Annotated in this window: 19 protein-coding genes and 1 pseudogene; 6 read left to right on the forward strand and 14 right to left on the reverse strand. The window is 58.2% G+C overall.

Annotation, left to right across the window (positions count from 1 at the left end; all coding sequences use genetic code 11):
- Positions 1 to 12: 12 nt before the first annotated feature.
- The 14 genes and pseudogenes from FO488_RS00500 to FO488_RS00565 form a co-directional block, all read right to left on the reverse strand.
- Positions 13 to 681 (reverse strand): FKBP-type peptidyl-prolyl cis-trans isomerase, encoded by a 669-nt coding sequence (locus tag FO488_RS00500; RefSeq protein WP_149208732.1) that lies wholly within the window; start codon positions 679 to 681, stop codon positions 13 to 15.
- Between the two features lie 60 nt (positions 682 to 741).
- Positions 742 to 1,536 carry a glycosyltransferase family 2 protein gene (locus FO488_RS00505; protein ID WP_205743316.1) on the reverse strand — a complete coding sequence of 265 codons (795 nt, stop codon included), beginning with the start codon at positions 1,534 to 1,536 and terminating at the stop codon, positions 742 to 744.
- A 49-nt stretch (positions 1,537 to 1,585) separates the two neighbouring features.
- A complete protein-coding gene (locus tag FO488_RS00510; RefSeq protein ID WP_149208734.1) occupies positions 1,586 to 2,764 on the reverse strand; it encodes a glycosyltransferase family 2 protein in 1,179 nt (392 codons plus the stop codon).
- Positions 2,765 to 3,222: 458 nt separating this feature from the next.
- Entirely contained in the window at positions 3,223 to 4,413 is a 1,191-nt protein-coding gene (locus tag FO488_RS00515; protein ID WP_149208735.1) for a glycosyltransferase family 4 protein, read from the reverse strand.
- Between the two features lie 68 nt (positions 4,414 to 4,481).
- Positions 4,482 to 5,572 (reverse strand): annotated as a pseudogene (locus tag FO488_RS00520) (DegT/DnrJ/EryC1/StrS family aminotransferase).
- A 41-nt stretch (positions 5,573 to 5,613) separates the two neighbouring features.
- Entirely contained in the window at positions 5,614 to 6,726 is a 1,113-nt protein-coding gene (locus FO488_RS00525; protein WP_149208736.1) for a glycosyltransferase family 2 protein, read from the reverse strand.
- Entirely contained in the window at positions 6,726 to 7,682 is a 957-nt protein-coding gene (locus tag FO488_RS00530) for an SDR family oxidoreductase (RefSeq protein WP_149208737.1), read from the reverse strand. The genes FO488_RS00525 and FO488_RS00530 overlap by 1 nt, the downstream gene beginning before the upstream one ends.
- On the reverse strand, positions 7,679 to 8,647 hold the full coding sequence (locus FO488_RS00535; RefSeq protein ID WP_149208738.1) for an NAD(P)-dependent oxidoreductase: 969 nt from the start codon (positions 8,645 to 8,647) through the stop codon (positions 7,679 to 7,681). The genes FO488_RS00530 and FO488_RS00535 overlap by 4 nt, the downstream gene beginning before the upstream one ends.
- The gene (locus FO488_RS00540; RefSeq protein ID WP_149208739.1) at positions 8,644 to 9,621 is read right to left on the reverse strand and encodes an NAD(P)-dependent oxidoreductase; all 978 of its coding nucleotides are present in this window, start codon (positions 9,619 to 9,621) and stop codon (positions 8,644 to 8,646) included. The genes FO488_RS00535 and FO488_RS00540 overlap by 4 nt, the downstream gene beginning before the upstream one ends.
- Positions 9,622 to 9,658: 37 nt before the next feature.
- Complete coding sequence (locus FO488_RS00545; RefSeq protein WP_149208740.1) at positions 9,659 to 10,117, reverse strand: dTDP-4-dehydrorhamnose 3,5-epimerase family protein; 459 nt, start codon at positions 10,115 to 10,117, stop codon at positions 9,659 to 9,661.
- A gap of 54 nt (positions 10,118 to 10,171) precedes the next feature.
- Entirely contained in the window at positions 10,172 to 11,392 is a 1,221-nt protein-coding gene (locus FO488_RS00550) for a class I SAM-dependent methyltransferase (RefSeq protein WP_149208741.1), read from the reverse strand.
- A 64-nt stretch (positions 11,393 to 11,456) separates the two neighbouring features.
- Positions 11,457 to 12,788 carry a flippase gene (locus FO488_RS00555; protein WP_149208742.1) on the reverse strand — a complete coding sequence of 444 codons (1,332 nt, stop codon included), beginning with the start codon at positions 12,786 to 12,788 and terminating at the stop codon, positions 11,457 to 11,459.
- 114 nt (positions 12,789 to 12,902) lie between these two features.
- Complete coding sequence (locus FO488_RS00560) at positions 12,903 to 13,889, reverse strand: hypothetical protein (RefSeq protein ID WP_149208743.1); 987 nt, start codon at positions 13,887 to 13,889, stop codon at positions 12,903 to 12,905.
- A gap of 70 nt (positions 13,890 to 13,959) precedes the next feature.
- Positions 13,960 to 14,721: a hypothetical protein gene (locus tag FO488_RS00565; RefSeq protein WP_149208744.1), complete on the reverse strand. Its 762-nt coding sequence runs from the start codon at positions 14,719 to 14,721 to the stop codon at positions 13,960 to 13,962.
- Positions 14,722 to 15,000: 279 nt separating this feature from the next.
- Here FO488_RS00565 and rplU point away from each other — a divergent pair, with 279 nt between their 5' ends.
- The 6 genes from rplU to FO488_RS00595 all read left to right on the forward strand — a co-directional run bounded on the left by rplU (position 15,001) and on the right by FO488_RS00595 (position 24,164).
- Entirely contained in the window at positions 15,001 to 15,309 is a 309-nt protein-coding gene (rplU, locus tag FO488_RS00570; RefSeq protein ID WP_149208745.1) for a 50S ribosomal protein L21, read from the forward strand.
- 30 nt (positions 15,310 to 15,339) lie between these two features.
- The gene (gene rpmA / locus FO488_RS00575) at positions 15,340 to 15,594 is read left to right on the forward strand and encodes a 50S ribosomal protein L27 (protein ID WP_149208746.1); all 255 of its coding nucleotides are present in this window, start codon (positions 15,340 to 15,342) and stop codon (positions 15,592 to 15,594) included.
- A gap of 201 nt (positions 15,595 to 15,795) precedes the next feature.
- Positions 15,796 to 17,922: a methyl-accepting chemotaxis protein gene (locus FO488_RS00580; protein ID WP_168205817.1), complete on the forward strand. Its 2,127-nt coding sequence runs from the start codon at positions 15,796 to 15,798 to the stop codon at positions 17,920 to 17,922.
- A gap of 373 nt (positions 17,923 to 18,295) precedes the next feature.
- A complete protein-coding gene (locus tag FO488_RS00585) occupies positions 18,296 to 20,761 on the forward strand; it encodes a carboxypeptidase regulatory-like domain-containing protein (protein ID WP_149208747.1) in 2,466 nt (821 codons plus the stop codon).
- A gap of 96 nt (positions 20,762 to 20,857) precedes the next feature.
- Positions 20,858 to 22,939 carry a cohesin domain-containing protein gene (locus FO488_RS00590; protein WP_168205818.1) on the forward strand — a complete coding sequence of 694 codons (2,082 nt, stop codon included), beginning with the start codon at positions 20,858 to 20,860 and terminating at the stop codon, positions 22,937 to 22,939.
- Between the two features lie 31 nt (positions 22,940 to 22,970).
- Complete coding sequence (locus FO488_RS00595; protein WP_149208749.1) at positions 22,971 to 24,164, forward strand: hypothetical protein; 1,194 nt, start codon at positions 22,971 to 22,973, stop codon at positions 24,162 to 24,164.
- Positions 24,165 to 24,292 lie beyond the last annotated feature (128 nt).

Raw genomic sequence — 24,292 nt, forward strand, 5'->3', positions numbered from 1 at the left:
TCGCCAGCCCTGCTATTTTACTATTTCCAGAAGTTCAACCTCGAACACGAGGACGGCGTTGGGGGGGATGAGGCCGGCACCGGCGCCACTTTCGCCGTAGGCAAGCCGCGGCGGGCAGACCAGCTTGGCCTTGCCGCCGGTCTTCATCTTCTGCACCCCTTCAGTCCAGCACTTGATCACCTTGTCCAGCGGAAATTCGGCCGCTTGTTCCCGTTTGTACGAGCTGTCGAATTCCTTGCCGTCAATGAGGGTCCCCCGATAGTTGACCTTTACCTTGTCGGTCGCACTCGGGTTCGGCCCGCTCCCCTCTTGGGTCGCAACATAGATCATGCCCGATTCGGTCTTGACGGCGCCCTTCTCCTGGGCGGCCTTTTCCAGAAACTCGTTGCTCTCGGCCGAGAGCCTGCCCGCCTTGCGTTTCATGCGTGCATCGGCCAGATCCCTGGACTGCTTCTTGTAGTCGTCCGGGTTGACGAGCAGTTTTTTCCCGGCCGCGGCGTCGGCAAAGCCCTGTTTCACCAGCTCAAGTTCGGCCGGAGAGAAGTTGAAGACGGAGATATGGCCGGCCAGCATCGAGCCGATGGCATACATGGTCTTCTGTTCTTCGGTTTGTGGCTCGCTGGCGGCGAAAACCGGGACGGCCAGCAGGACAAGAAAGGCAGCGACAATATTTTTGATCATGTTTTTCCTTCCCCTTTGCTTTTGTTCGTTGCCGGCGGCAACGAGGGTGAGTGTTCCTGATTACATTTTTTCCCGTGGTTTCAACCAGCGGTAGGCCATGCGGGTCCGCAGGCTGAGCAGCCGATGGACCGGCAGCATCAAACGCCCCGGGATCCCCAGGGGGCCGACATGGCGGCACGCCGTGGCGTAAGCCGCATCGAGCTGCTCGCCGGTCTGCCGGCTTCCCTTGGCCGCACCGTGGATGCGAAAGTCCGCAAGTTCCTCATGCAGCACGATCGGATCGCTGATCCGGGCAAAGCGCAGCCATTGGTCGTAATCCATATCGAGGTGCAGATCGATGTCGAGGCCCCCGGCCATATCCCAGAGCGCCCGATTCCAGAAAAGCCCCTGCTGGGGGATGAAATTCTCGGTCAACAGCTTGAGGCGTGAAAAGCGCCGACCCCGCCAGTTCTTGTAGTGGGCGATGAAGCTCATGACCGGCGCCCCCTGGGCGTCAATCAGACTGGCCTTGCTGTAGAGCCATGCCGGTTCGTCACGGGCCAGCAGGGGTGCCACCTTGGCCAGCGCCCCCGGACGAAGGCGGTCGTCCGAGTTGAGCCACCCCAAGACCCGGCCGCGGGCCAGCGCCATGCCCCGGTTTACCGCATCCGATTGCCCCCGGTCCGGCGCAAAGTGGAGGACGAGACATTCCCCGTATTCCTTGTGCAGTTCCAGCAGCAACTCCCGTGAGCCGTCGCTGGAACCGGGGTCCATGACCAGCAGTTCGACCGTCACCCCCTCTTGGTCGAGGACCGAGCGCACGGCCTCCTCCAGGTAGGCGACCTGCTGGTATGACGGCATGACGATGGATACCATGTCGCGAATCCTGTTCTGTTGTAATCTTGCCGGTTCACGCATGGGCGGGCTATTCCAGGTGATCGTTAATACCGCTGCCGATGGGGTTCTTGGTCTTGAGAAAGAGCATGGAGAACATGAAACAGTTGAATATCCCCTGGCCGGCAATGGTAATCAGGGTGAGCGCGGGAATGACGTGCCTCATGGTTACCCGGACATCGAGCGCGGGGTAACCTGCCGCATACCATCCCCAGAAGCTGATGGAAAAGATGATGATGCCGGCGAGGCCGATTGCGCCGAACACGACAAGGAGCTTTTCGAGGGAAAAGCGTTTGAGCTGTTTGATGAAGGCCGTATCCGTCGGCAAAATGCCGATGAGATGGGCGTAGAGATTGGCAAAAAGCCCGGCGAATATGGTCTGGATGCCGACAATCGTCATAAACGACATGGTCAGCAGGGAATGCACGTCAAGTACTGCCGGCCCGATCCGCACCGCGTCCAGGAGCAGCATGATGCCGAGGGCCAGTGCGGTCAGGACCAGGGCCATTCCGGGGTAGATGAAAAGCCAGTTGGGCGCATGCAGGAGCATGAAGCGCAGATGGCGCCAGCCGTCGCGCCAGCGGCGGAGATGCGGCGGGCGATTTCGGCCGTCCTTGTACAGCGTGATCGGTACCTCCGTCATCTTCAAGCTGTTGAGCCTGCTTTTGATGACCTGTTCCGAGGCCCATTCCATCCCGGTGGTGACCAGGCCGATGCCGAGTACCTTGTCGCGTCTGAAGGCCCGCATGCCGCAATGGAAATCGCTGGTCTCGATATTGAAGAACAGCCTTCCGATAAATGTGAGTATGGGGTTGCCGAGCACGCGGTTGAGCGTGGGCATGGCCCCGGGCATGATGGTGCCTTTGAGGCGGGTGCCCATGCAGACGTCATAGCCTTCTTCCAGCTTTTGCAGCATCGGGTAGGCTTCGTCGAAGTGATAGCTGTCGTCGCTGTCGCCCATGATGACATAGTCGCCCCGGGCCTGCTCGATCCCGTATTGCAAGGCGGCGCCATACCCGCGGACCGGGCAGATGACCACCCGGGCACCGAGCTCTTCGGCGATTTTCTGGCTGCCGTCCGTTGACCCGTTGTCGGAGACAACGACTTCGCCATCTATGTGATGCCTCTCAAGGAGCTCTTTCGCCCGCCCGATGCAGGTCGGCAGGGTCAGGGCCTCGTTGAGGCACGGCATGACTATGGAGAGTCTCATGGGGTAATCCTTGATGCTCCCGGCACGGGACGAAGGCGTCTGCTGCCACGCCACCTTCGCTCTGCGGAGCGGGGATGGGTTCTTGCGCTTCCAAGGGGCAGAATATTTTAATGCAAAATCTTGACCGGCCGGTTCTGCTATCTGTTGAAAATAATAGCCGCTTTGCCGTAATTACGGATAATAGAAGGAGAAAGTTTGAGTTCCTTAACCGCCATTCGTATCAAGTTCTCGTCATTTATGGTCTTATTGGCAAAAATCGGTGCCCCGATTTTGGTGCCATGCATGAAAATGGCGTTTCTTGTTTCGCCGAATAACGGATCATTTGAGCAGATCCACCGGAACATGGCCGCCCGGTTACGGCAATTCCGGGGGCCAGTATGCCTGCCGTGACTATGGGAAGCTGCAAAGAGAGAGTACGAGGGGATTTGTGCCGGTAGAAACCTGTGTGTGCATGGTTATCATGGGGGGGGATTTGTGCTTTCGGTGCACAGACCGGCAATGACCTCGGTGGCCTGCGCGAGTGAACGCCGCCAGTCGTAATTGCGGGCACATTCCAGAACGCGCTCGGGAAAGTCTTCATGGGCAAAAAGAAAGTTGAGGTATTCTGAAATGCTCTGAGCCCAGTCAGCTATGGACAGCGAATTGATCAGCCTCCCGCACTCCGCGGTCACGAATTCCACCGGGCCGCCACTGTTGTGGGCTATTACCGGCGTGCCACAGGCGATTGCTTCGAGAGGGGCCATGCCGAATGGTTCATCGACACTGCCGTGGAGGAAGAGCGTTGACCGCAGGTACAGGGACGCAAGGGCCGATTCCCCGATTTTGCCATGGAAGACGACCTGTTGCGCTACACCAAGTTTCTTCGCCAACAGTTGGAGTTCGGCCTCCTCCTCACCGGTGCCGACGATATGGAAGGTGAGGTCCGGGAACGTTTTCAGCAGTTCCCGGAAAACCTCCAGCAGAAAGTCGATCCGCTTGAATTTCGTAAGCCGGGCCACCGTGATGAGCGCCCGCTCTTTCCGCCATCCTGAGCCGGTAAAATCCTGAAAATCCACGCCAGGATGTGCAATCCCGTCCACTTTCAGCCCGTAAACGCGCTCCACCTCCGCTGCGGTAAAGCGGCTGTTCGCGACAATGCGGTCACAAACGTTCACCAGGGAGACATCGATGGCCGCCAGAACAGGCTTCAGAACACGGGCCACCAGGCTCTTCCAGGCAGGTCTAAGAGCCCGAATCCATGCATCGGAATGGATAAAGGCACTTGGCTCGTGACAGATCCAGACCAGTTTAGCCTCCGGCCTGTTCCGCTTGTAGAGCCAAGCCCACCAATTCGACGGAAAGACTTGCGGGACGAGCACGCCGGCCCGCCACGTGCTGATAGCCCGATTGATCCGGGCCTGCCAGAATGGGAAGAGCAGCCAGTAGAACATGCTCGAGGTCAGTGGACCACCAAGGGAAACCACCTCGATCCCGGCCGGGAGAGCAAAGGAATCCCTCTTGATCCTCATGACCAGAAGCCCGACCGTGGCGCCCCGCTCAAGAAGCTGTCCGGCGAGGTGCAGGGCATAGCTGCTCGCCCCGCCCGGAACGACGAGGTGAGGCAGGAGAATAAGGATGCGGGTGCCCTTCAGGTTGTGCGTAACGTCCATCGATGAGCCTATGTTGTTGTGCTGGCCGCCAGGGCGGCACTTCACCGATGCTGCGCCGGCCAGGGCTGTCAGGCCCCAAAGCGGTTCATGACATCGATTACCCGTGATATGTCTTCCCCGGTATGACAGCTTGAGATCGGAAGGCTGAGCGTTGTCACGTGGATTTCGTCTGCAAGCGGGTATGCGTCGGCATCAAACATCCCCCGAAGCGCCTTCTGCCGGTGGGGGGGACGGGGTAATGAATATCGGTTTGAATCCCGTGTTCCGCCAGATACTTCTTGAGCTCGTCCCGGCGCTTGTGGCGGATGTTGTAAATATGATAGACATCGAAAAAATCGTCCCGGATGCACGGTTTGACAAAATCGTCCCGCAAGCCGTGGTGATAGAGATTGGCCAATTGCCTTTTGTGTCCATTTATACGGTCAAGCGAGGGGAGCTTGACCGACAGAAAGGCCGCCTGTATTTCATCGAGGCGGGAGTTCAGGCCAACTACATCATTGTAATATTTTATCGTGGAACCATAATTCCTGAGAGCCTTCAATCTCTCTGCTATCGCGCTGTCGCTTGTCGTAATGGCCCCGGCATCTCCCAAAGCGCCAAGGTTTTTGGTCGGATAGAAGCTAAAGGCCGCGCAGTCGCCAAATGTCCCGGCTTTTTTGCCTTTCAGTGAGGCCCCATGGGCCTGGGCACAGTCTTCAAAAATCTTGAGCCCGTGCCGGTGCCCGATTTCCAGAATCTTCTCCATGTCGCAGACTTTGCCATAGAGGTGAACCGACATGATTGCCACTGTTTTCCCGGTGATATGTTCTTCGAGCCTGGCCGGGTCAATATTGTAGGTCCAGAGATCGGGTTCCACCAGTACCGGCTTCAGGCCGCAGTGGAGAATGGCGAGGATCGTGGCGATATAGGTGTTTGATGGTGCGATGACCTCGCTCTCTGCGGGAAAATCGTAAGCTTTCAACGAAAGGATCAGGGCATCGAGTCCCGAGGCCACGCCGATGCAGTATGAACTCCCGCAGTAGTCAGCAAACTCCCGCTCGAAACGCTCAACGTTCCTGCCCAGAATATACCAGCCGCTCTCAAGTGTTTCAGAGCTGGCCCGTTTCAGTTCCGCCAGGTATGGTGCATTAACCCTGCTGAGATTCTCGTATTCAATCATACAGGTACCCACTCCGGTTATCCGTGTTCAAGAGTGTCGTGTCAGCCGAGTTCCGGACGCTTGGGCCGGAACTGCCGTAGCCAATGGACCGCAAGCGTCCCGCAGATCAAACAAGCCTGTCTGATCTGCGCCAGTGCAAACATGAGCGTAGTGCGAAAATTATCAGATCCCCCGGCGCTTGCAAACGAGGATTTTGTCTTTGCCGTCTCTTTGACAAGTCTCGATAGAGCGCGACAGGCCGCGGCAGGACCGAACGCTTTTCGGGCAATTTCCAGCCTGGCAGACTTATAGGCGTAGGTGACCAGGTGAAGTTTGCATATTTTGGCAAGGTTTGAATCGTAATCGGCCAATAAGCCGGGGTGTTTTAATACCTCGCCGCATCGCCGTACCAGTTCCTTGCCGGCTTCATGGTACTTGTCCAGCTCAAGGTTGCTTTCACTCCATGATCCGGTATGGGCCCGCATAAGAACAAATGGCACATCCGTGTACGCAATTCTGTCAAATTGGCCGCATCGTATGAGAAAGAGGTACTCGCAATAGAGGCCTATTGCAGAATCGCACAGCTCCTCGACGCCGCCAACAATGCCCCTGAGGGCGGCAGTGTCGAACAGGCCCGAGGTTGAGACGATTTTCAGCGAGCCGATAAAACGCCCGAGAAATTCCCGGCCTGTGAGCAGATCCATTGTGTGGAACATTTCTTGGCCTTGAACCGCACCCGTACGTGTATCTTTTGCCGACGAAAGGAAGGAGATATTTTGCAGTCCGGGGAGCAATTTGTCATACCTCAGAACCCGGCATGACGAAAAGAAAGCCGGGGGGAAATTGCTTTTAGTCAGGAGTGCGCAAGCGGTTGCCAGAAAATCGGGTTCGTAAAGGTCGTCATCAAACAGCCATGTGAAGTAACGTCCCGAAGCCAGGGCGAGCAATGCATTCATGTTGCCCACTTCCCGCAGGTTGCGGGGATGGTTGACGAAGCGGATACGCGGGTCGGATATGCCGAGCATATCGCCAGTCAGCACCTCGGCAGTAAAATCATTGCCGACGATAACTTCGAAGTCGGTGAAGCTTTGGGAAAGAATGGAATTCAGGGTGTCCCGCAGCAGGTCATGCCGGTTGTACGTCGGTACCCCTATGGTAACGAAGGGACGCGCCACTAATCGGCCTCCCCCGTGTGTCGCGTGTTCGCTGCTTCAAGCAGCTCAATGGTTGCCTGTATGCCGCGGGCCAAATCTCCCTTGTAGGCAAAACCGGCATTCCGGAAGCGCTGGCTGTCGACATGGTAGGAAAGCTGGTTCATGATCTCCGTATCAACATACCGGATGGAGATTTCCGGAACGAAACGCGAAATGATCTCTATAATCGCATTTACGGTGGTATTGGTCGTGACTACGTTATAGACCCTGCCGTCATAGAGCTCTCTGTGTATGATCATGATCAGGGCCTCAACTGCATCGGCCAGGTCAAGATAGGGACGGTACTGATGCAGCGCCGTCTTCCACACGGTGATCGGCAACCCCATCACCGCCTGCCAGCAGAACTTGTTGATGGCAGTATGAAACCGCATGCCGGCGGATGTTCCGAAAATAGTGCCGAAGCGGCAGGTGACAAAGCGCAGCCCCGCTTCCCGCCCCAGGGACTGAAGCATCTGCTCCGCCCGCAATTTTGAATCGGCATACGGGCTTTGGGGCTGCAACTCTTCGGGGGAACAATCCTCGTCTACAACCTTGACTTGCGAGCCGTAAACGCTTGTCGTGGATATGAAAATCAGCGGGGTGCCGGTGCGGCAGCACGCCCGGGCAACTCGCTCGGTGCCCTCGAAGTTGACCTGCTCAACCAAGTCCCGGTTCTGGAAACTGCCCGCAGCGTTGGTGATGGCTGCCAAGTGGACGACGACACTGGCGCCGCTGAAAATGGCGTCAAGGTCGGCGGTCAGCACATCCGTTTCCAGAAAATGGTAGCGGCCATGGGGCGGAAGGTTAAAGAGGGAACTGTATCGTTGGGTTGAAAGGTTGTCCAGCAACATGATCTCGGCACCGGGAAAATGCTCGGGAACTGTTCTGATAAGGCGGGAACCGATATGCCCCAATGCTCCGGTAATAACAATTTTCATGGCGTCTCTTCTCCCTGGCCCTGCTCAAAAACGCGTTTGATGCGGTGGAGCCCCGATTCCAGGTCGTGGCGCGGTTTCCAGTCGATAATCGAACGCAGCCGTTCGGAGGAAAATACGACATGATCGATTTCTATACGTTTACGCTCATCCGGCCACTCGATATGCGTGACTTTCCCGCGCTGAAATATCTGGACGGTCTTTTCTGCTATTTCTCGCACGCTCAGGTGCTGGTCGCCGGTGGCGAACCAGCTTTCCCCCACGAGACGCGGCTCATGAGCCGCCCGCCACAGGATGTCCACCGCATCGTCGACGTACAGGACATTCCGGGTCTGGTTTCCCGTGCCGAAGATCCTGATTTCCTGGTTCGTCCAGGCCTGGTGGATAAAATAGTTGATAAAGCCGAACTCCTGATACCCCTTGCCATAGGGGCCGTAGAGATTGGCAAAGCGCAGGACGATGGTATCAAGGTCATGAATGGTGTGGTAGATGCGGTAATATTTTTCTGCCACCCCTTTATTGGCAGAGTATATTTCCAGTGGCCGCTCCCAGTGGTCTTCATTCACAACTTCCGTTAATGCCTTGCCAATGACGGTGCTGCTTGACGTGTAGACTATCCGTGCTGTCCCATTCAACAAGCGTATGCTTTCCAGCAGCTTCAGATTTCCCAGGCAGTTGATCTCCGCATCAAGGAGCGGGTACTGGATGGAAAGGGGATGGGACGTCTGTGCTGCGCAGTTAAAAATGATGTCCTGCCCCTGGACGATGTCCGCCAGCAAGGTCTCGTCGCGAATATCCCCCCGCACGAAGCGTATCTGTGGCCAGATCTCCCTAAGATTTCTGGTGGTGGCATGCAGATGGGGATCGAGCGAGTCCATAACCGTAACATGGACGTTCTGCTCAGCCAGGCAACGCCGCACAAGGTTGGCGCCCAGGAAGCCCGCCCCGCCAATGATCAATACATTCATGAAAACGCCTCCATGGTACGGTCGATACCCTCGTCGAGGGCGTAGTGCGCGCTCCAGCCGGTTGCCACGGAAAACAGCCGGGAATCCGCGACAAAATGCCGCTGCTCAATTGGAGAAAGGTCATCGGGAGGCTCAACGTGCTGCACGGTGACCTGTCTCCCGGTTTTTGCCGTTCCACGCCGTGCAATCATGTGCATGGCTTCGGCAATGGTATGCCCCTGGCCGCTGCCGATGACGAAAAAGCGCCCGTTAAGCTTCTCGCCATGCCGAGCCGCGGCGATGAACGCCCGGGCGACATCGTCCACATATACGTAATCGCGCAGATAATCTCCCGCCCCGTAGACCGTAAGGGGGTCGCCGGCAAGGGCCCGGTGGATCATCTGGTTAAGGATGCCCCGGTCGGAACGGCTGCTGCGCGGCCCCGGTCCATACACGTTTGCCAGCCGCAGCGTGACGCCATGCACAACCCCCTGTTCCGCATACCAGCGCAGGTACTGTTCTGCCATCTGCTTATGGAGGTCGTATATGGTAAGCGGGTGGTCCTGGTGCGTTTCGTCCACCGGCAGGCGCTCGGGTATGCCGGCGACAGTTGCCGTGCTCGAGAAGCAAAGCGTCGGACGCTTCCCCTGTCGTCGGCAAGCCTCCAGCAGGTGAAGCATCGGCATGACATTGGTCGCCTGATCGTCGGCCGGCCTTGCATTGGCAACATAGGTGCTGGTTTGGGCGGCAAGATGGAAAATGAAATCAATATGTTCCAAATTCCGGTCCCATATGGCAGGGTCACGGACATCCCCGCACACATCGGTGACGTGCGCGGTGCCCGCCACCGGTTCCCAATGTGCGTCATGTCTGTCCAGCCTGACGATGTGACACTCTGCATGCTTCAGAAGGGACACGAGGCCGGAGGCCAGATAGCCGGCACCCCCGGTTATCAGGATCCCCTTCCCACGGAAGGCGTCAGTTGTTCTTTCCATAGTCATAGTTCGGTGCACCCTGCGCGAGGTGACTCGATCACGTAATCGCCGGCCCGCGTAGCCAGTCGAAATCAATATCCGGATCGTTATAGGGAATGCGTATCTCGTCGGCTGGGTCGTAGGTGTGGGAGGTTACATACAGCAGATTCACCGGTCCCTGTATGGTCTTGCAGCCGTGGGCGATCCCCGGGGGGATCTTGAGCGCCTGGACCGGTTGCAGGTCACCCATGAGGAAATCCATCGTTTGCCTGTACGTCGGAGATCCTGGGCGCATATCGCAGAGGCCTACCCGCAGGACGCCGCTGACCACATACCACCAGTCGGTCTGGACGTTATGAAAATGCCATGCCTTGATTACGCCAGTGAACATAAGGGAGTGGCTCCACTGGCCGAATCCCTCGATAAAAAAATCGTCATCGCGGCGGATGATTTCACGGAAAAAACCGCGTTCATCACCATGGGTCGTCAACTCCTTGAAAACGATGCCGTCAATCATTCGTTTTTCTCCAAAAGAGGCTCCAGCATTCCATCGGATACAGAGCAGGCAGCGTCAGTCCAGTATCGCCACCTGCGGTACATACACAATCCATTTGCCGCCGCCGACACGGAAACTCTCCTCCTTCTCCATTATCTCATGGACGTGATTCCACGCGAAGAGCAGGGCGAAGTCCGGATAGTTTTGTACGAACTCTTCATAAGGCCGGACCGGGATGTGGGCACCGGGGCTGAATTTGCCCTGCTTGATCGGCGTGGTGTCGCTGATGAATTCTACCAGATCAGGCGTGATGCCGCAGTAATTGATGATGGTGGTGCTTTTGGAGGTCGCTCCATAGCCAACGACCCTCTTGCCCCGGGATTTGAGGTCCCTAAGGAGAGCCATGAGGTGCTCGCGGGAAGATTCGCAGTTCCTGCGGAACCGGCTGTAGGTTTCCGGCAGGTGAAGGCCGATATCCTGTTCCTTTTTTTTCTGCGCGGCAACGTGGGGCAACACCGGGAGGGCTCCCTTGTGGGCGATGACATATCTCATGGAGCCGCCATGGGTCGTCTGTGGCTGCACGTCTATTACTTCCATGCCATACTGCTCAAACAGGTAGCTTATGGAGGCAACCGAAAAGAGGAAGGTATGCTCATCGTATATCTGGTCGTAGGAGGTCTTCTCGATGACATCCCCCAGATAGGGGTCCTCGAACATGGCCACTCCCGTCGGTTTGAGCAGAATGCCGATGCCTTCGACGATCGAATGCAGGTAGGGGATATGGCACATGACATTGGCCGCGAGAAAGGCGTCGGCCTGCCCATGCTCGGCAACTATCCGCCGGGCGACATCAGCGTCGAAAAAATCGGTGATGGTCGTGATACCTTTCTCAATGGCCACCTGCGCAACGTTTTTTGACGGTTCGATACCCAGGTGGCGGATGCCGGACGCAGCGAAATTCTGCAACATAATGCCGTCATTGCTCCCCATTTCCACCACAAAGGGGTCCTTCCCGGGGAGGCGGCTGGTGATGACCTGATCGGCAAAGGCCCTGAAATGGTGCGCCATATAGCGGGATGTCCCGGAGAAAAAGGCGTAATTCTCATGAAACATCCGTTCGCGGTCGGGCTGGTCAAGCAGCTGCACCATGCCGCACGCGGCGCAGAACCCCACCCGCATGGGGAAATGGTATTCGTCCCCAAATTGTTCGGGGAGGAGAAAGCCATTCCCCAGAGGCATGTTCCCGAAATTAATGAATGGTTCAATGGGGGACTTGCAGATCAGGCAGCTTTTCATAAAAGTCGCATTCCTTTGCGTGTGTCGAAATAAATCGCTCCATCTTCCAAAGCGCCGGCCGATGTTACCATACTTTCGGATAAAAGATTGCTCGATTCATCATGGCTCCGGTCCTGGAAAGGTCTTTGAATGCAAAACAGGTGCCGTGTGCTACGAACCAGTAGGAAACACAGGATGCCGCCATCGCTCCCATACCGCCGTAGCGGGGGATCAGGAAAAAATTCAGCGCTACGTTGAGCAGGCAGCCCAGGAGGTCGGTGACAAAGTTGAGGCGTGTCAGGTTCATAACGGTCAGGTAGTGGCCGCGTGCAATCGCCAGGTTGATGAATATCCCGGCCCAGACCAGCCCCACCAGCATTGGGGCGGCCCTGGTATAGGCGGCGCCGAACATGAGCGGCACCAGCCCTCCCGCCAGGAAAGTGATGGGCACCGCAACAAGGTAGGCAAACAGCACCATCAGATTGTAGTACTGCTGGAGACGCTCATGGAAATATTCCTCACTGACCTCTCGTGCCGCAACCACGCCGGGAAAAATGGAGGTAGCCAGCGCCGTGGGGATGAAGTAGAGAGCCTCTGCAATCAGGGTGGCCACGGAATAAATGCCTAGTTCTGCATTGCCAACCATTTCGCCTATCATGATCTTGTCGATCCGCATGTAGACCAGCATGACAATTTCGGTAAACATGAGCGGCCAGCTGTCCCGCAGCAGTTCCTTTGCCATGGCGCGTGTCGCACGCCATGCGGTGATCTTCTGGCCGGTAGCGCGGTATGCCACAGCCAGCCCGAAGGAGCCCAGCGCGATATCGGCCACGCCTGCCCAGGCAAAGGCTGCGAGTGGCGCGTGAATGGCGATAAGGGCAATCTTGGCCGTGCAGGTGAGCAGGTAGGCGATGCTCCGGGCGTAGGCGGAGTATTTTGATCTGACTTGGGATTGAAACCAGAAATCTATGACGCCCACTGACTGGAACAGTGTGCCGATGGCGGTGATCCCGACAAGCAGCCGTGACGTAGGATCACCGGGGCGGATAATGGTTATGGCCGCCAGCATCACGAAAAATGCCGCTATGCCGCCGGCCAATTTCAGAACAAAGGCACTCCCCAGCACCTCGTCACGGCACAAGGGATTGCGGACGATATTGCGCACCACAATAGAGTCCAGGCCGAGCAGAGCTGAGGAAAAGAGCATGACGAACGCGGTGGTGTAGCTCAGCAGCCCAAACTGTTCCGGTCCGAGGTAGCGCGTGACCCATATGCTGACGAGAAGGCCGACGCCCATGCGCAGGATGTTGTCGACAAACAGCCAGCCGGTATTGCCGATCACCCGCTGCAGGGCTGGATGGCCTTCAACCCTCCGGCGGAGGGGAGCCGGCAGATAGCGAGTCCAGCCTTGGTCCATATGGTCAGCGTCCCTTCCTTCCATGCAATGAACCCGTTACGGTAGAATGCAACAAAGGCAGAAGAAGTCTGTTCCCCTGCCTTTGCGCATGATCTAGATTACCCGCTGGTCAATTCAGAGGGTTGACGTCACTTTTGTTACGGTCCATTTCGCAATGCGGCTGTACACGGTTGTCGTCAATGTGCCGCTGACATCATAGTTGTGAGTGAAGGAGCGGGTCGCCGAGTCCGTAACGGTGATGGTATCGGTGACGGTAGTTGTACCGCCCGCTGTCGGCCAGATGACATTACCACTGCTGTCCACCGCCTGCCAGTAAATGATGACGGGTACGGAAACCCCGACGGTCGCATCGCTCGTGATGGTGGCGGTGACCTGAAACGTGGTGTTGCCCGATGAGTCCTGGGTGGCGTTATAGGGCCCAAAGCTGGTTACTTTGATCTTGCCGCTGCTGTCGGTCGGGTATGTTGTCGCGGCAATGGTCGTGGAGGTGAACGTTATGGTATTGCTGCCGACGGTGACCGTGGTGACGGTCGAGGTCGAATTGGCGGCCGCGGAGGTGTGTCTCACCGTCAGCGTCTGCCCTGGGGCGATGGTGCCGGCGGTGCTGGTATAGGTGCCGCCATCGATGGAATACTCGCCCCCGCTGATGCTGATGGCGGAGGTGGCCCACGTGGAGGGGATCGTGAGGGTGTTCGACACGAGCAGGGTGCTGACGGCCACGTCGGTCTGGGTTGCGAAGGTCAACGTGTCGCTCGTGACCGAGGTGAAGGTGGTGGTGTAGCCCCCCACCGTGATGGTCGTGGTGGTGGCGGTCGATATGGTGCTGGCGGAGGTGTGCTGCAGGGTGAGCGTCTGGTTGAGCCCGATCTCCCCGTCATCGCTGGTGTAGGTCCCGCCGGCAATGGAGTATTTGCCGTTTTCTATATGCACCTTGGCCTTGAACTGGTTGCCGACGATGGTGACGGTGTTCGAGGTGATGGTTGAGTTCTGGGCGACGCCGGTTTGTGTCGTAAAGTTGAAATCCTGCGGACGGGTCAGGTCCCCGCATCCCGCAACCAGCATGATGAAAAAAACAACGACGGCTCCGTGCATCCAGCGCATACCGATGCCCCACCCTCTCTTTGGTTTGTTTTGAGAAGACATTTATCGAATCTAAATAGACTGCATGCGCCTATTTTTTTATTACGCCGCCCGAGAAAATGACGGTGTCGAAGGTCTTCTTAAGGGTTTTGCTGGTGAAGTTGGGCATGGGGGTGCCGGCCTGCAATTCCACGTCCGATCCCACCGCGACCTCCGTGGCGGGGATGGCGACCCAGGTCTTCTTGCCGTCCTTTTCGACGTTGAGGTAGGTATAGCCGCCGCCGTCCATGCTCTCCACAACCTTGCCGGAAATGGTGCCGCCGGTGCTCCCGGGGGCCGCCTGGGGCATGGCGCCGGTCGCGGGGTGCCCCTGGGGCAGGGCCGGTTGCTGTCCCAATGCCGGATGTCCTTGGGGCAGTTTTGCGCCCGGATCGACCTTGGGAAGGCCTTCAGGCTTCGCCTGATCGGCCTCGGTTACGAGCCCCGAGGAGAAAATGATGCCGTCGAAGGTCCTTTTGAGGGTGCTGCTGGTAAATTTGCCCATTTCCATGCCGGGCCTGAGCTGGACCTCTTGTCCGACCGTAACCTGCGTGGCCGGGATGGCAATCCAATTCTTGTTGCCGTCCTTTTCCAGGTTGATGTAGGTGTAACCGCCGCTATTCATGGTCTCGACCACCTTGCCGGAAAGAATCTGCGGTTTTGCCTCCGGGGCCGGCTGCTGGGCCGCGGCCGGGGAAGATGATGGCTGGGGTGCCGGTCCTGCGCTCTTTTGCACGGTGGCGCAACCGGTCTGAAGAGCTGCTGAGAGGATGAGGGAACAGCCTGCTGCAAGGGTGCTGGTGCGTACATTCATGTCATGGCTCCTGGCTGAGAAAATCGTTTGGGCAACGCAGCCCGAAGGTGCGATATGTTGCCTCTTTTCTAATTTTTACACTATTTCGAATTGTTTGGGAAGCCGTAAGTTTTTGTTTCGGCGTTTATTTCCCGTGCCGCAGACCGCGTGTCCGCGCGGGTATGGCGACCGCGGTAATTGCGTCTGATGATTGGCGGAATAAAAAATTAGCTTGACTTGCAAGGATTGTTTTCATATATTCCAAAACTCTGCAAAATTGAATTAGATGGAGACACCATAATGTACGCAGTTATCAAGACAGGCGGCAAACAGTATAAGGTAAGTGAAGGGGAATTCCTCAAGGTCGAGAAACTTGACGGAAACATCGGCGACAACATCGAATTCGCCGAGGTCCTCATGGTCGGCGGCGAAAAGGTCGCCATTGGCGCTCCGCTGGTTGCCGGCGCCACGGTGACTGCCAAGATCGCAGCTCAGGGTAAGGACAAGAAGGTTCTGGTGTTCAAGTCCAAGCGCCGCAAGGACTCCCGCAAGCTTCGCGGCCATCGCCAGGAGCGCACGGTCCTCAAGATAGAAAAGATCAGCGCATAATACACGATATTTTTCCCAGGAGATACGGAAATGGCACATAAGAAAGGTGTAGGCAGTTCACGCAACGGCAGGGATTCTGACGGCCAGAGGCTCGGCTGCAAGAAGTTCGGCGGCGAAGCCGTCAGGGCCGGCAATATCATCTACCGTCAGCACGGCACCCAGATCCACCCCGGCAATAACGTGGGCTGTGGCAAGGATTATACGCTGTTCGCCCTGATTGACGGCATCGTGACCTTCGAGCGCATGGGCAAGGACCGCAAAAAGGTTTCGGTGTACCCCAACTAGGCGGTTCGCAGACAGTTCCAAAACCCGGAAGATATCCCTTCCGGGTTTTTTTGTGATCGCGGTAATTAACAGAACGACGTTTAAATATATTGTTTGCACTCGTTCTAATTTTGCTGTATACTGCAAAAAATTTAGTATAACAAGCTAGTTAGCCATGGCTGGTCTGCTACATAACTACCCTCCTGACTTCAGAGGCTCCCCATGTTCAAATCAAAATTGACGCGCAAGATCCTGACCATGATCGGCGGCATACTCTGTATCGGCTTTGCCGGCCTGGGCATTCTCTCCATTTACCTCGAATACAGCGCCACGATGGACCTGGAAAAGCGCAACGCCCGCCAGATTGCGGCAACGGTGAGCCATGACCTGCTCAACCTCATGACTATCGGCGATATGAAGAATTTCGGCGCCTACGTGAAGGACATCAAGGCCAAGGGCGGCATCCAGGAAATCAGGCTGTTCAACGGCGAGGGGAAGGAATGGGGCGGCAACGGCGCGCCGAGCGAAGAGGTGCGTGCGGCCTTGCGCACGGGCAAGAACGTTGAAGTCCTGGACACGAAGGATGGCCGGCACCTTCTGACGCTGGCGCTGCCCCTGGAGAACGAACAGCGCTGTCACGGCTGCCACGATGCCACGGCCCGGTACCGGGGTGGACTGATGCTGACGACCTCCCTGGAAGAGGGGTATGCAAGCGCGTTGCGGCTGACGGTCGTGTTGTCGGTGGTCGGTTTCTGTTTCTTCTTTGCCATCCTGACGGCTTTGTACCTCTTCTTCAGCCGGACGCTGGTGCTCCAGGTCAGGGAACTGCACGGGCAGTTGGCCGAGATGGCCAGCGGCGAGGGGGATCTGACCAAGTCCTTGCGGGTCCGTTCCGACGACGAGTTGGGGAACCTGGGTACGGAGGTCAACCGGTTGACGGCCAAGATCCGCGAAACCGTCTCGCTTCTGTACCAGCAGGCCTGCATGATCGGCAGCGGCGTCTGCGAACTCTCCTTCGGCACAGACCGCACCCTGCGCATGAGCCAGGACCAGAAGGAACAGGCTTCGGCGGTGGCCGTGGCGTCGGAAGAGATGTCCATGACCATCAACGACGTGGCCGGCAACACCCACCGTGCGGCGACGCTCTCGTCGGACGTGGATGCGGCGGCCAGCGACGGCATGGCGGTGGTGGAAGAAACCTGGAACTGCATGCGCCAGATCAGCGAGAGCGTGAACAGTACGCTGGAGACCATCCGCCAGTTGGAGGCTTCGTCCGCAAGCATCGGCGAGATGGTGGTGCTCATCGAGGATATCGCCGACCAGACCAACCTGCTGGCGCTGAACGCCTCCATCGAGGCGGCCCGCGCCGGCGACGCAGGAAAGGGGTTCGCCGTGGTGGCCAGCGAGGTCAAGGGGTTGGCCGAGAAGACCACCCGATCCACCCGGGAGATCGAGAGGGTGGTGGGCAACATCCAGCAGGCCAGCCGGAAGGCCGCCGCCATGATCGTCACGGAAACCGGCCTCGTCCAGACCGGCCTCACCAAGGCCGAGGAGGCTCGCCAGCGCCTTGAGAACATCAAGAGCCATGCCGTCGAATCGCGCACCATGATCGAACAGATTGCCACCGCCTCCGAGCAGCAGAGCGCCACGACCCAGGAGATTTCGGAGAAGATCCAGAGCGTTTCCACCACGGCGAACGAAACGTTTGAGCTGACCCAGGCGACCAACGAGGCGTTTGGGACCTTTTCGGACCTGGTGGAGCAGATCTACGGCACTGTGGGCAAATTCTCGGTCGGTAATTACCACGACACCGTCAAATCCCATATCCGCGGGATGGAAGGGGAGGTGCTGGAGGCGGTCGAGGCGGCGCTGCGCGACCGGACGATCACCCTGGAGGCGCTCTTCGACAGGAACTATGTCCCCATCCCCAATACCGAGCCGCAAAAGTACACGACCAAATTCGACGCCTTCTTCGACCGCGTGATCTCCTCCTTCCAGGAGAAGGCGGTGGGCAAGGACAGCAAGCTCCTGTACGCCATCTGCGTGGACAACAACGGTTATTGCCCGTGTCACAACCTGCGCTACACCAAGCCGCTGACCGGAGACCCGGGGGTGGACAAGAACAATAACCGCACCAAGCGGATCTTCAACGACCGCACCGGCATCCGCTGCGCCCGCAACACCGACGGCTTCCTGCTCCAGACCTACCGCCGCGATACGGGAGAGATCCTCAACGACATGTCGCTGCCGCTCCTGATCAACGGCAGGCATTGGGGCGGCATCCGCATCGGCTATCTGTCGCCGTGCGAGCTGGTCATCAAGCTGGACAGGAAAACCGCGGGCACCTGATTGACAGGCGCCTGGATCACCGACCATGTGAAAAGCCTTGTACGCCGTACGGGGCTTTTTGCGTTGTGCGGCATGGCACCGGCCGGATTGTCGTGGCCGGGGGAGGGGGACGAAGAACATTCGGGGCGATGGAGCGTTTTTTGCAATAATAACAATCAGGTTATATCCGCCATACCGCGTTCCACCGGGGAAGATATTTTATCTAGCTGATTTTGAACGCAAACTCGGGAACAGGACTCCGGAATGACGCGGCCATTTGTGCCGATGAACCGTTTTTTAACCATATCGGCAAGTTATATGAAGGATATCGTAGCCTTTTGACTGGACCGGGTTTTGTATCCGCAACATTCATCCCGAAGGAGACACAGTGAACATGTCGAAGGATTTATTGCTGCAAGCCATAAAACGGAGACTCTCGTGCGGTATGCTGCTGGCAGGACTGCTCTCGGTGGTATTCGCCCTTGCAAACCCTGCGGCGGCAATCTCCGCAACCGGTTTCCAGGGGACGGTGACCAACGCCTCGGGCGGCCTGGGCAGCGTGGAGGTCGCGGTTTTTTACAATACCGGCGATCCGGTTCCCAGCGTGACATCGGTTACCACCGCTGCCGACGGCACGTATACCTTCAGCGGGCTCACCGCCGGGAGCTACCTGGTGTCGTTCACGAGCGGTTCTTCGACGCTGTGGTACAAAAACAAGCTGTCCTATGCCCAGGGAGACCTGGTCACGGTGGTGGATGGCGCACTGACCCCCGACATCAATGCCTACTTCGGGACCTGGGGGAATATCTCCGGCCGGGTGACCAATGCGTCGAACACCGGCATAGCCGGGATACAGGTGACGGTCTGCGATGGGAGCGGCACGGCCATCTCCACGATACCCCCGGTCACCACCGCCAGTGACGGCAGCTATACGATCAGTGTCGTCCCGGTCGGCAGCAGCTACACGATCAAGTTCAGCGACAGCAGCAACACCTACGTGGACGAGTGGTATGACAATCACCTCAATTCAGGTTATACGGCAAGCGGTTTTGCTGCAACCCGCGTGACGGTCAGCGACGGCGAAACCACCCCTCTGGCGACGGCGGTTCTGGTGACGCCGAGCATCTCGGGGAAGGTGAGCAACCTGGCGGGAACGGCCCTGTCGGGGATTACCATCGATATATTCGATGCCTCCACATTCAATGCGGTAACGGACACCAACGGCGAGCTGATCACAACGGTTCAAACCCGTGCCGACGGAACCTACCTGTTGGGCGGGGTTCCGGCCGGGAGTTACAAGATCATTTTCAATTCCGCCGCGACGAACGGTTATGCCAAGCAATACTACAATAACAAGACGACCTCCCTGAGCTCGGCGGACACGGTTGTCGTCACGAGCAACGCGACGACAACCGCCATCAATGCCACACTAAAATCCACCACCGCCCCCACGGTCAGCACCTTCACCGTGCCGGCGACCTCCAATTCCCTGACCATTTCCGGCATCACCCTGACGGCCACCGGCCTCAACGGGGTCACGGGATACCTGATCACCGAAAGCTCGACGGTGCCGCTTGCCGCCGCCAGCGGCTGGACGGCCGCCGCGCCCACCAGTTATACCGCCTCCACCAGCGGCAGCGTCACCCTGTACCCCTGGGCAAAGGATGCCAACAGCCTGGTTTCGGCGGTCTACGGGAGCCCCCAGACCGTGACGATAGCCCTGCCGGTCAATGGCGCCTGCGGCACGGCCAACGGCGGCAGCTTCTATGTCGCCCCCACTGCCAACCTCTGCTCGACGGGAACGGCTTCAACGGTGAGCGGCACCGGCCCCTGGAGCTGGACCTGTTCCGGCACCAACGGCGGTACCGCGGCGAACTGTTCGGCCACGCTCCTGGCCGGCAGCGACACCACACCGCCGACCCTGGCCGTTTCCACCCTGGCCGACGGCGCCACCACGAACAATCAGGTATTGAACGTCAGCGGCACGGTGACCGATGCCGGGAGCGGCATCCAGAGCCTGACGGTCAAGGGGCAGGCTGCAACGGTCGCTTCCGACGGCTCCTTCAGCAGCGCGGTCAGCCTGGCAAGCGGCAGCAACACCATCGCCGTCGTTGCCACCGATGGCTCCGGCAACTCCACCACCGTCATCCGTACCATCACCTTCACCGCCAGCGCCCCCCTGTTGACCGTCACGTCACCGGCGGACAACAGCGCCAGCAATCAGTCATCCCTGACGGTCAGCGGTACTGTGGACAGTACCGCCACTGGCCTGACCGTCAACGGGACGAGCGTCGCGATCAGCGGTGGGGCGTATTCCACGTCGGTCAGTCTGGCAGCGGGCCTCAATACGATCAGCATCGTCGCCACTGCGCCTGGCGGAACGACCACCGCCAAACGTACCGTCAGCTACGACAGCAGCCGTTCGAGCCTGGCGGTCACATTCCCGAAACGTGATATCGCCACCACCCAGACCGGCATCACCCTCCTGGGCACGGTCAGCAGCGACGTCACCGCGGTGACCATCACCATGAACGGCCAGACCTATACCCCGGCCATCTCCAGCAGCAGTTTCCAGCAGGCGCTCGCCTTCAGCACGGCCGGCACCTATGCCATAACCGTCAGCGCGGCCGGACAGAACAGCACGACCACCACGGTCCAGCGCAACGTCATCTTCTCCACCACGGCGGTCAAGGCCGGCGACTGCGACGCTAGCGGAACAGTCACCATCGCCGAGGTGCAGAGCGCCATCAACATGTACCTGGGACTGAAGCAGGTCCAGGTATGCGTGGATCTGGACAACAGCGACGCGGTCAGCATTTCGGAGGTTCAAAAGGCGATCAATGCCTACCTTGGCTTGTAGTACGCGATGAAACAGCGTAGGCTGTTGAGGATTACGGACACAATTAACCGTCGAGGCGTTTGCGAAAAACGAAAGAATCAGGTTCGAGGAGGAAGTATGAGGTGCAGGATCAGCCTATTGATAGTGACCATAGTATTGGCGTGTGCCTTTCCCCTGGCAGCCGGCGCCGCGACCCTTGATCTCGGGAGTGCCAGCGGTACCGCCGGAACGACGGTTTCCATTCCGATTACCCTGACCAACAGCGGCGCCAGCATCGCAGCCGTCGGCATTGACATCGGTTATGATGCCACGCTGTTGTCCAGCCCGACGGCCGTCATCGGCGCGGCAGGCACCGCTGCGGGCAAGTCGGTATCAACGAGTACCCCGTCAACGGGGGTATTCAGGATTGGCGTAGCCGCCCTGAACACCACCGCGATCGGCGACGGCGTGGTTGCCACCGTATCCTTCACCATCTCCTCCTCCGCGCCGGCCGGTGCCCTGACTCTCACCAACACCCCATCAGCATCGGACCCGAGCGGCACTGATGTCACCATCACCGGTGCCAACGGGACGATTACCGTATCGGCCGCGCCGGACACCACCGCCCCGACGGTCACCGCCTTTGCCGTCACCACCCCGATCAACAGCCTGACCGTGCCGGTGACCAGCTTCACAGCAACGGATAGCGTGGGCGTTACCGGCTACCTCATCACCGAAAGCAGCACGGCGCCCGCCTCCAGCGCCACCGGGTGGACGGCTGCCGCGCCAAGCAGCTATACCGCCGCCAGCTCCGGCTCCAAAACCCTCTACGCCTGGGCCAAGGATGCGGCGGGCAACGTCTCGGCAAGCAGGAGCGCCACCGTACTCATCGACACGACCGCCCCGACGGTCTCGGCCTTTACCATGCCCTCGACCGCCACAACCCTTGCCGTGGCTGTTTCCAGTTTCTCCGCAACGGATACCGGCGGCAGCGGCGTAGCCGGGTACCTGATTACCGAAAGCGCCACGGCTCCTGCCGCCAGCGCCAGCGGGTGGAGCTCCAGCATACCCACCAGCTTCACCGCCACCAGCGGCGGCAGCAAGACCTTCTACGCCTGGGCCAAGGATGCGGCGGGCAACGTCTCGGCAGGCAAGAGCGCCAGCGTGACCATCACCCTGTCCGGCCCGACCTTGACGGTAAGCACCCTGCCCGACGGCACCAGCACCAAGAACCCGACCCTCAACATCACCGGTACGGTTACGGCCGGGGGCAGTGCGGTGTCGGGCCTGACCATCGCGCTCAACGGCGGCACGCCTGTTCCGGTTACTTTCGATGGCAGCGGCAATTTCAATACCGCCATTACGCTGACGAACGGAGCGAATGTCATTGTCGTTACCGCGACCGACGCCGGTAGCAACACCAGCACCAATACGCGTACTATTACGTTGGACCCGAACCTGGCCGACCTGACAATAACCCAACCGGCTACGAGCTCAAGTTTTACCCAGCAGAATTTTTACAATATCGTCGGTACTGTAGGTGCCCCGCAAACAACCAGTTCTGTGACCATCCAGGTCAACAGCGACACACCGGCTACAGCCGTACTGGATGGCGCGAATTTCTCGCTCACGGTCAGCCTTGCCTCCGGTCGTAATGACATCACCATTACGGCTACAGATTCCGTTAGCGGAACCCATACTGAACTCAGAACCATTACCTCTGACAGCAATGCACCGGTTTTGGCAGTAACCAGTCCAGCTCAGGACGTTACGATCCATGAAGCAAGCATAACACTGAGCGGCACGGTTACGGATGCCGTTACCAGCGCCGTGATCACCATCGCAGCAAACGGCGTGACCTATACCCCCACTGTTGGGACTGACGGCAGCTTCAGCCAGGTTATCCCGCTCCCCACGTACAAAACCTATGCAATCGATGTCACCGCCACGGATCAGGCGGCAAATACCGCCACTATTCGGCGCAATGTGATCAGGGCATACCCCACGGGTGCGTTGGATGGTACCTCGATACCGACCATTGCCGATGCCATAAAGGTACTGCGCTTTTCCTTGGGTTTGGACACGCCGACCGCTACCCAGTTGATCAACTGCGACGTCGGTCCCCTGGACAGCAACAAAAAGCCGTTGCCGGATGGCGTGATCGATATCCGCGATGTTCTGTTGGTCCTTGAGAGGGCTGTTGGAACGATTACTTGGTAAGTGTGCAAACAACCATTACGGAGAGATAGATATGAACGTTATAAAAGGCTTGGTTTTGCTTGGCATGGTACTCGCGCTTTCCGCTTGCGGCAGCGGCGATTACGGTAGTTCCTCATCTACTGTCGTCAGCGGCGTGGCCTCCGCCGGGATCATCTCGGGGGGCACGGTCAAGGCGTTTGTAGCCTACAGCAGTGCCAACGAGGTTAAAAAACAGCTCGGCAGCACCGGGACAACTGATGCAAATGGTGTTTATAAGATCGACATCGGCTCCTATGCCGGGCCAGTGATCGTCGAGGTTACGGGGGGGAGCTACACCGACGAAGCCACCGGCAACACCGGACAAAGCATCCCGACCGCCGCCCCCCTGCGCGCGGCAGTGAACGCGTCCAGCGGCGCCCTCAGCGTTGCGGTCACCCCCCTGACCGAACTTGCCCTCAGATTGGCGAAAACCGCTGGCAACAAGCTGACCAAGACAAATATCGATGCGGCCAACAGCATGATATCGCAACTGTTCAAGATGGACATCATTGCCACATTACCGGTTGCTCCTACGGCAACCGCGTTCAGTGCAGCCACCCAGGCCCAGAAGGACTACGCCCTGGCCCTGGCGGCCATTTCTCAATTTATGAAAACCAATTCTTCCACAGACCTATCGGCTCAACTTGAAGTCTTAATTGGGGGAATTAGCCTGACCTCCGGCATGTCAACAGGGACAACCTCTAATCTAACAACCGCGCTCAGCGCATTCCTTGCCGCCGATACCACCCTTAATCAAACCGGTGTTACAAGCCTTTACGACACAGGTCTGCAAAACATGGGTACCACTACCATGACATTGACCCTTGCTTTGAGCGGGACCAACGTTGCTTCGGTCAAGGCGATTCAAGCGACAATCAACCTGCCAACCGGGATCAAAGTCCGCGCTCACGCCATTACCAGTGGCGAACCTCTGGACGGCGTTCTTACCCCACTTGCGGGGGGTACGTCGCCATTGCTTAACGGGAGCTATACTTCTTCCACCACCCCAGCCACACTCAAGTTGAACTTTGCCACAACAGCTAACTTGGTTGCAGGCAATATCATCAGTGTGACCTTTGACGTTACACCGGGGACAGCAACCCCGTCAGCATCTGATTTTAGCTTGACTGGCATCGTTCTGATTGATGCCACCGCCGCGGATGTGAGTGGCGCGACGTTAAGCGTGTCGAAACTAGCCGCGCCGTAGGTCTGGCCGCGCCGGGCCCGCTGATTATGGGGGTCTGTCCGGCCGCCACACGCTGAGAGGTAAAAGAAAGAGCCGGGGCGCATAGTTGCCCCGGCTCTCGCTATCTGGTTCCTGACGTGCCTTGTTTC

Source organism: Geobacter sp. FeAm09 (assembly GCF_008330225.1).
Taxonomy (GTDB): domain Bacteria; phylum Desulfobacterota; class Desulfuromonadia; order Geobacterales; family Pseudopelobacteraceae; genus Oryzomonas.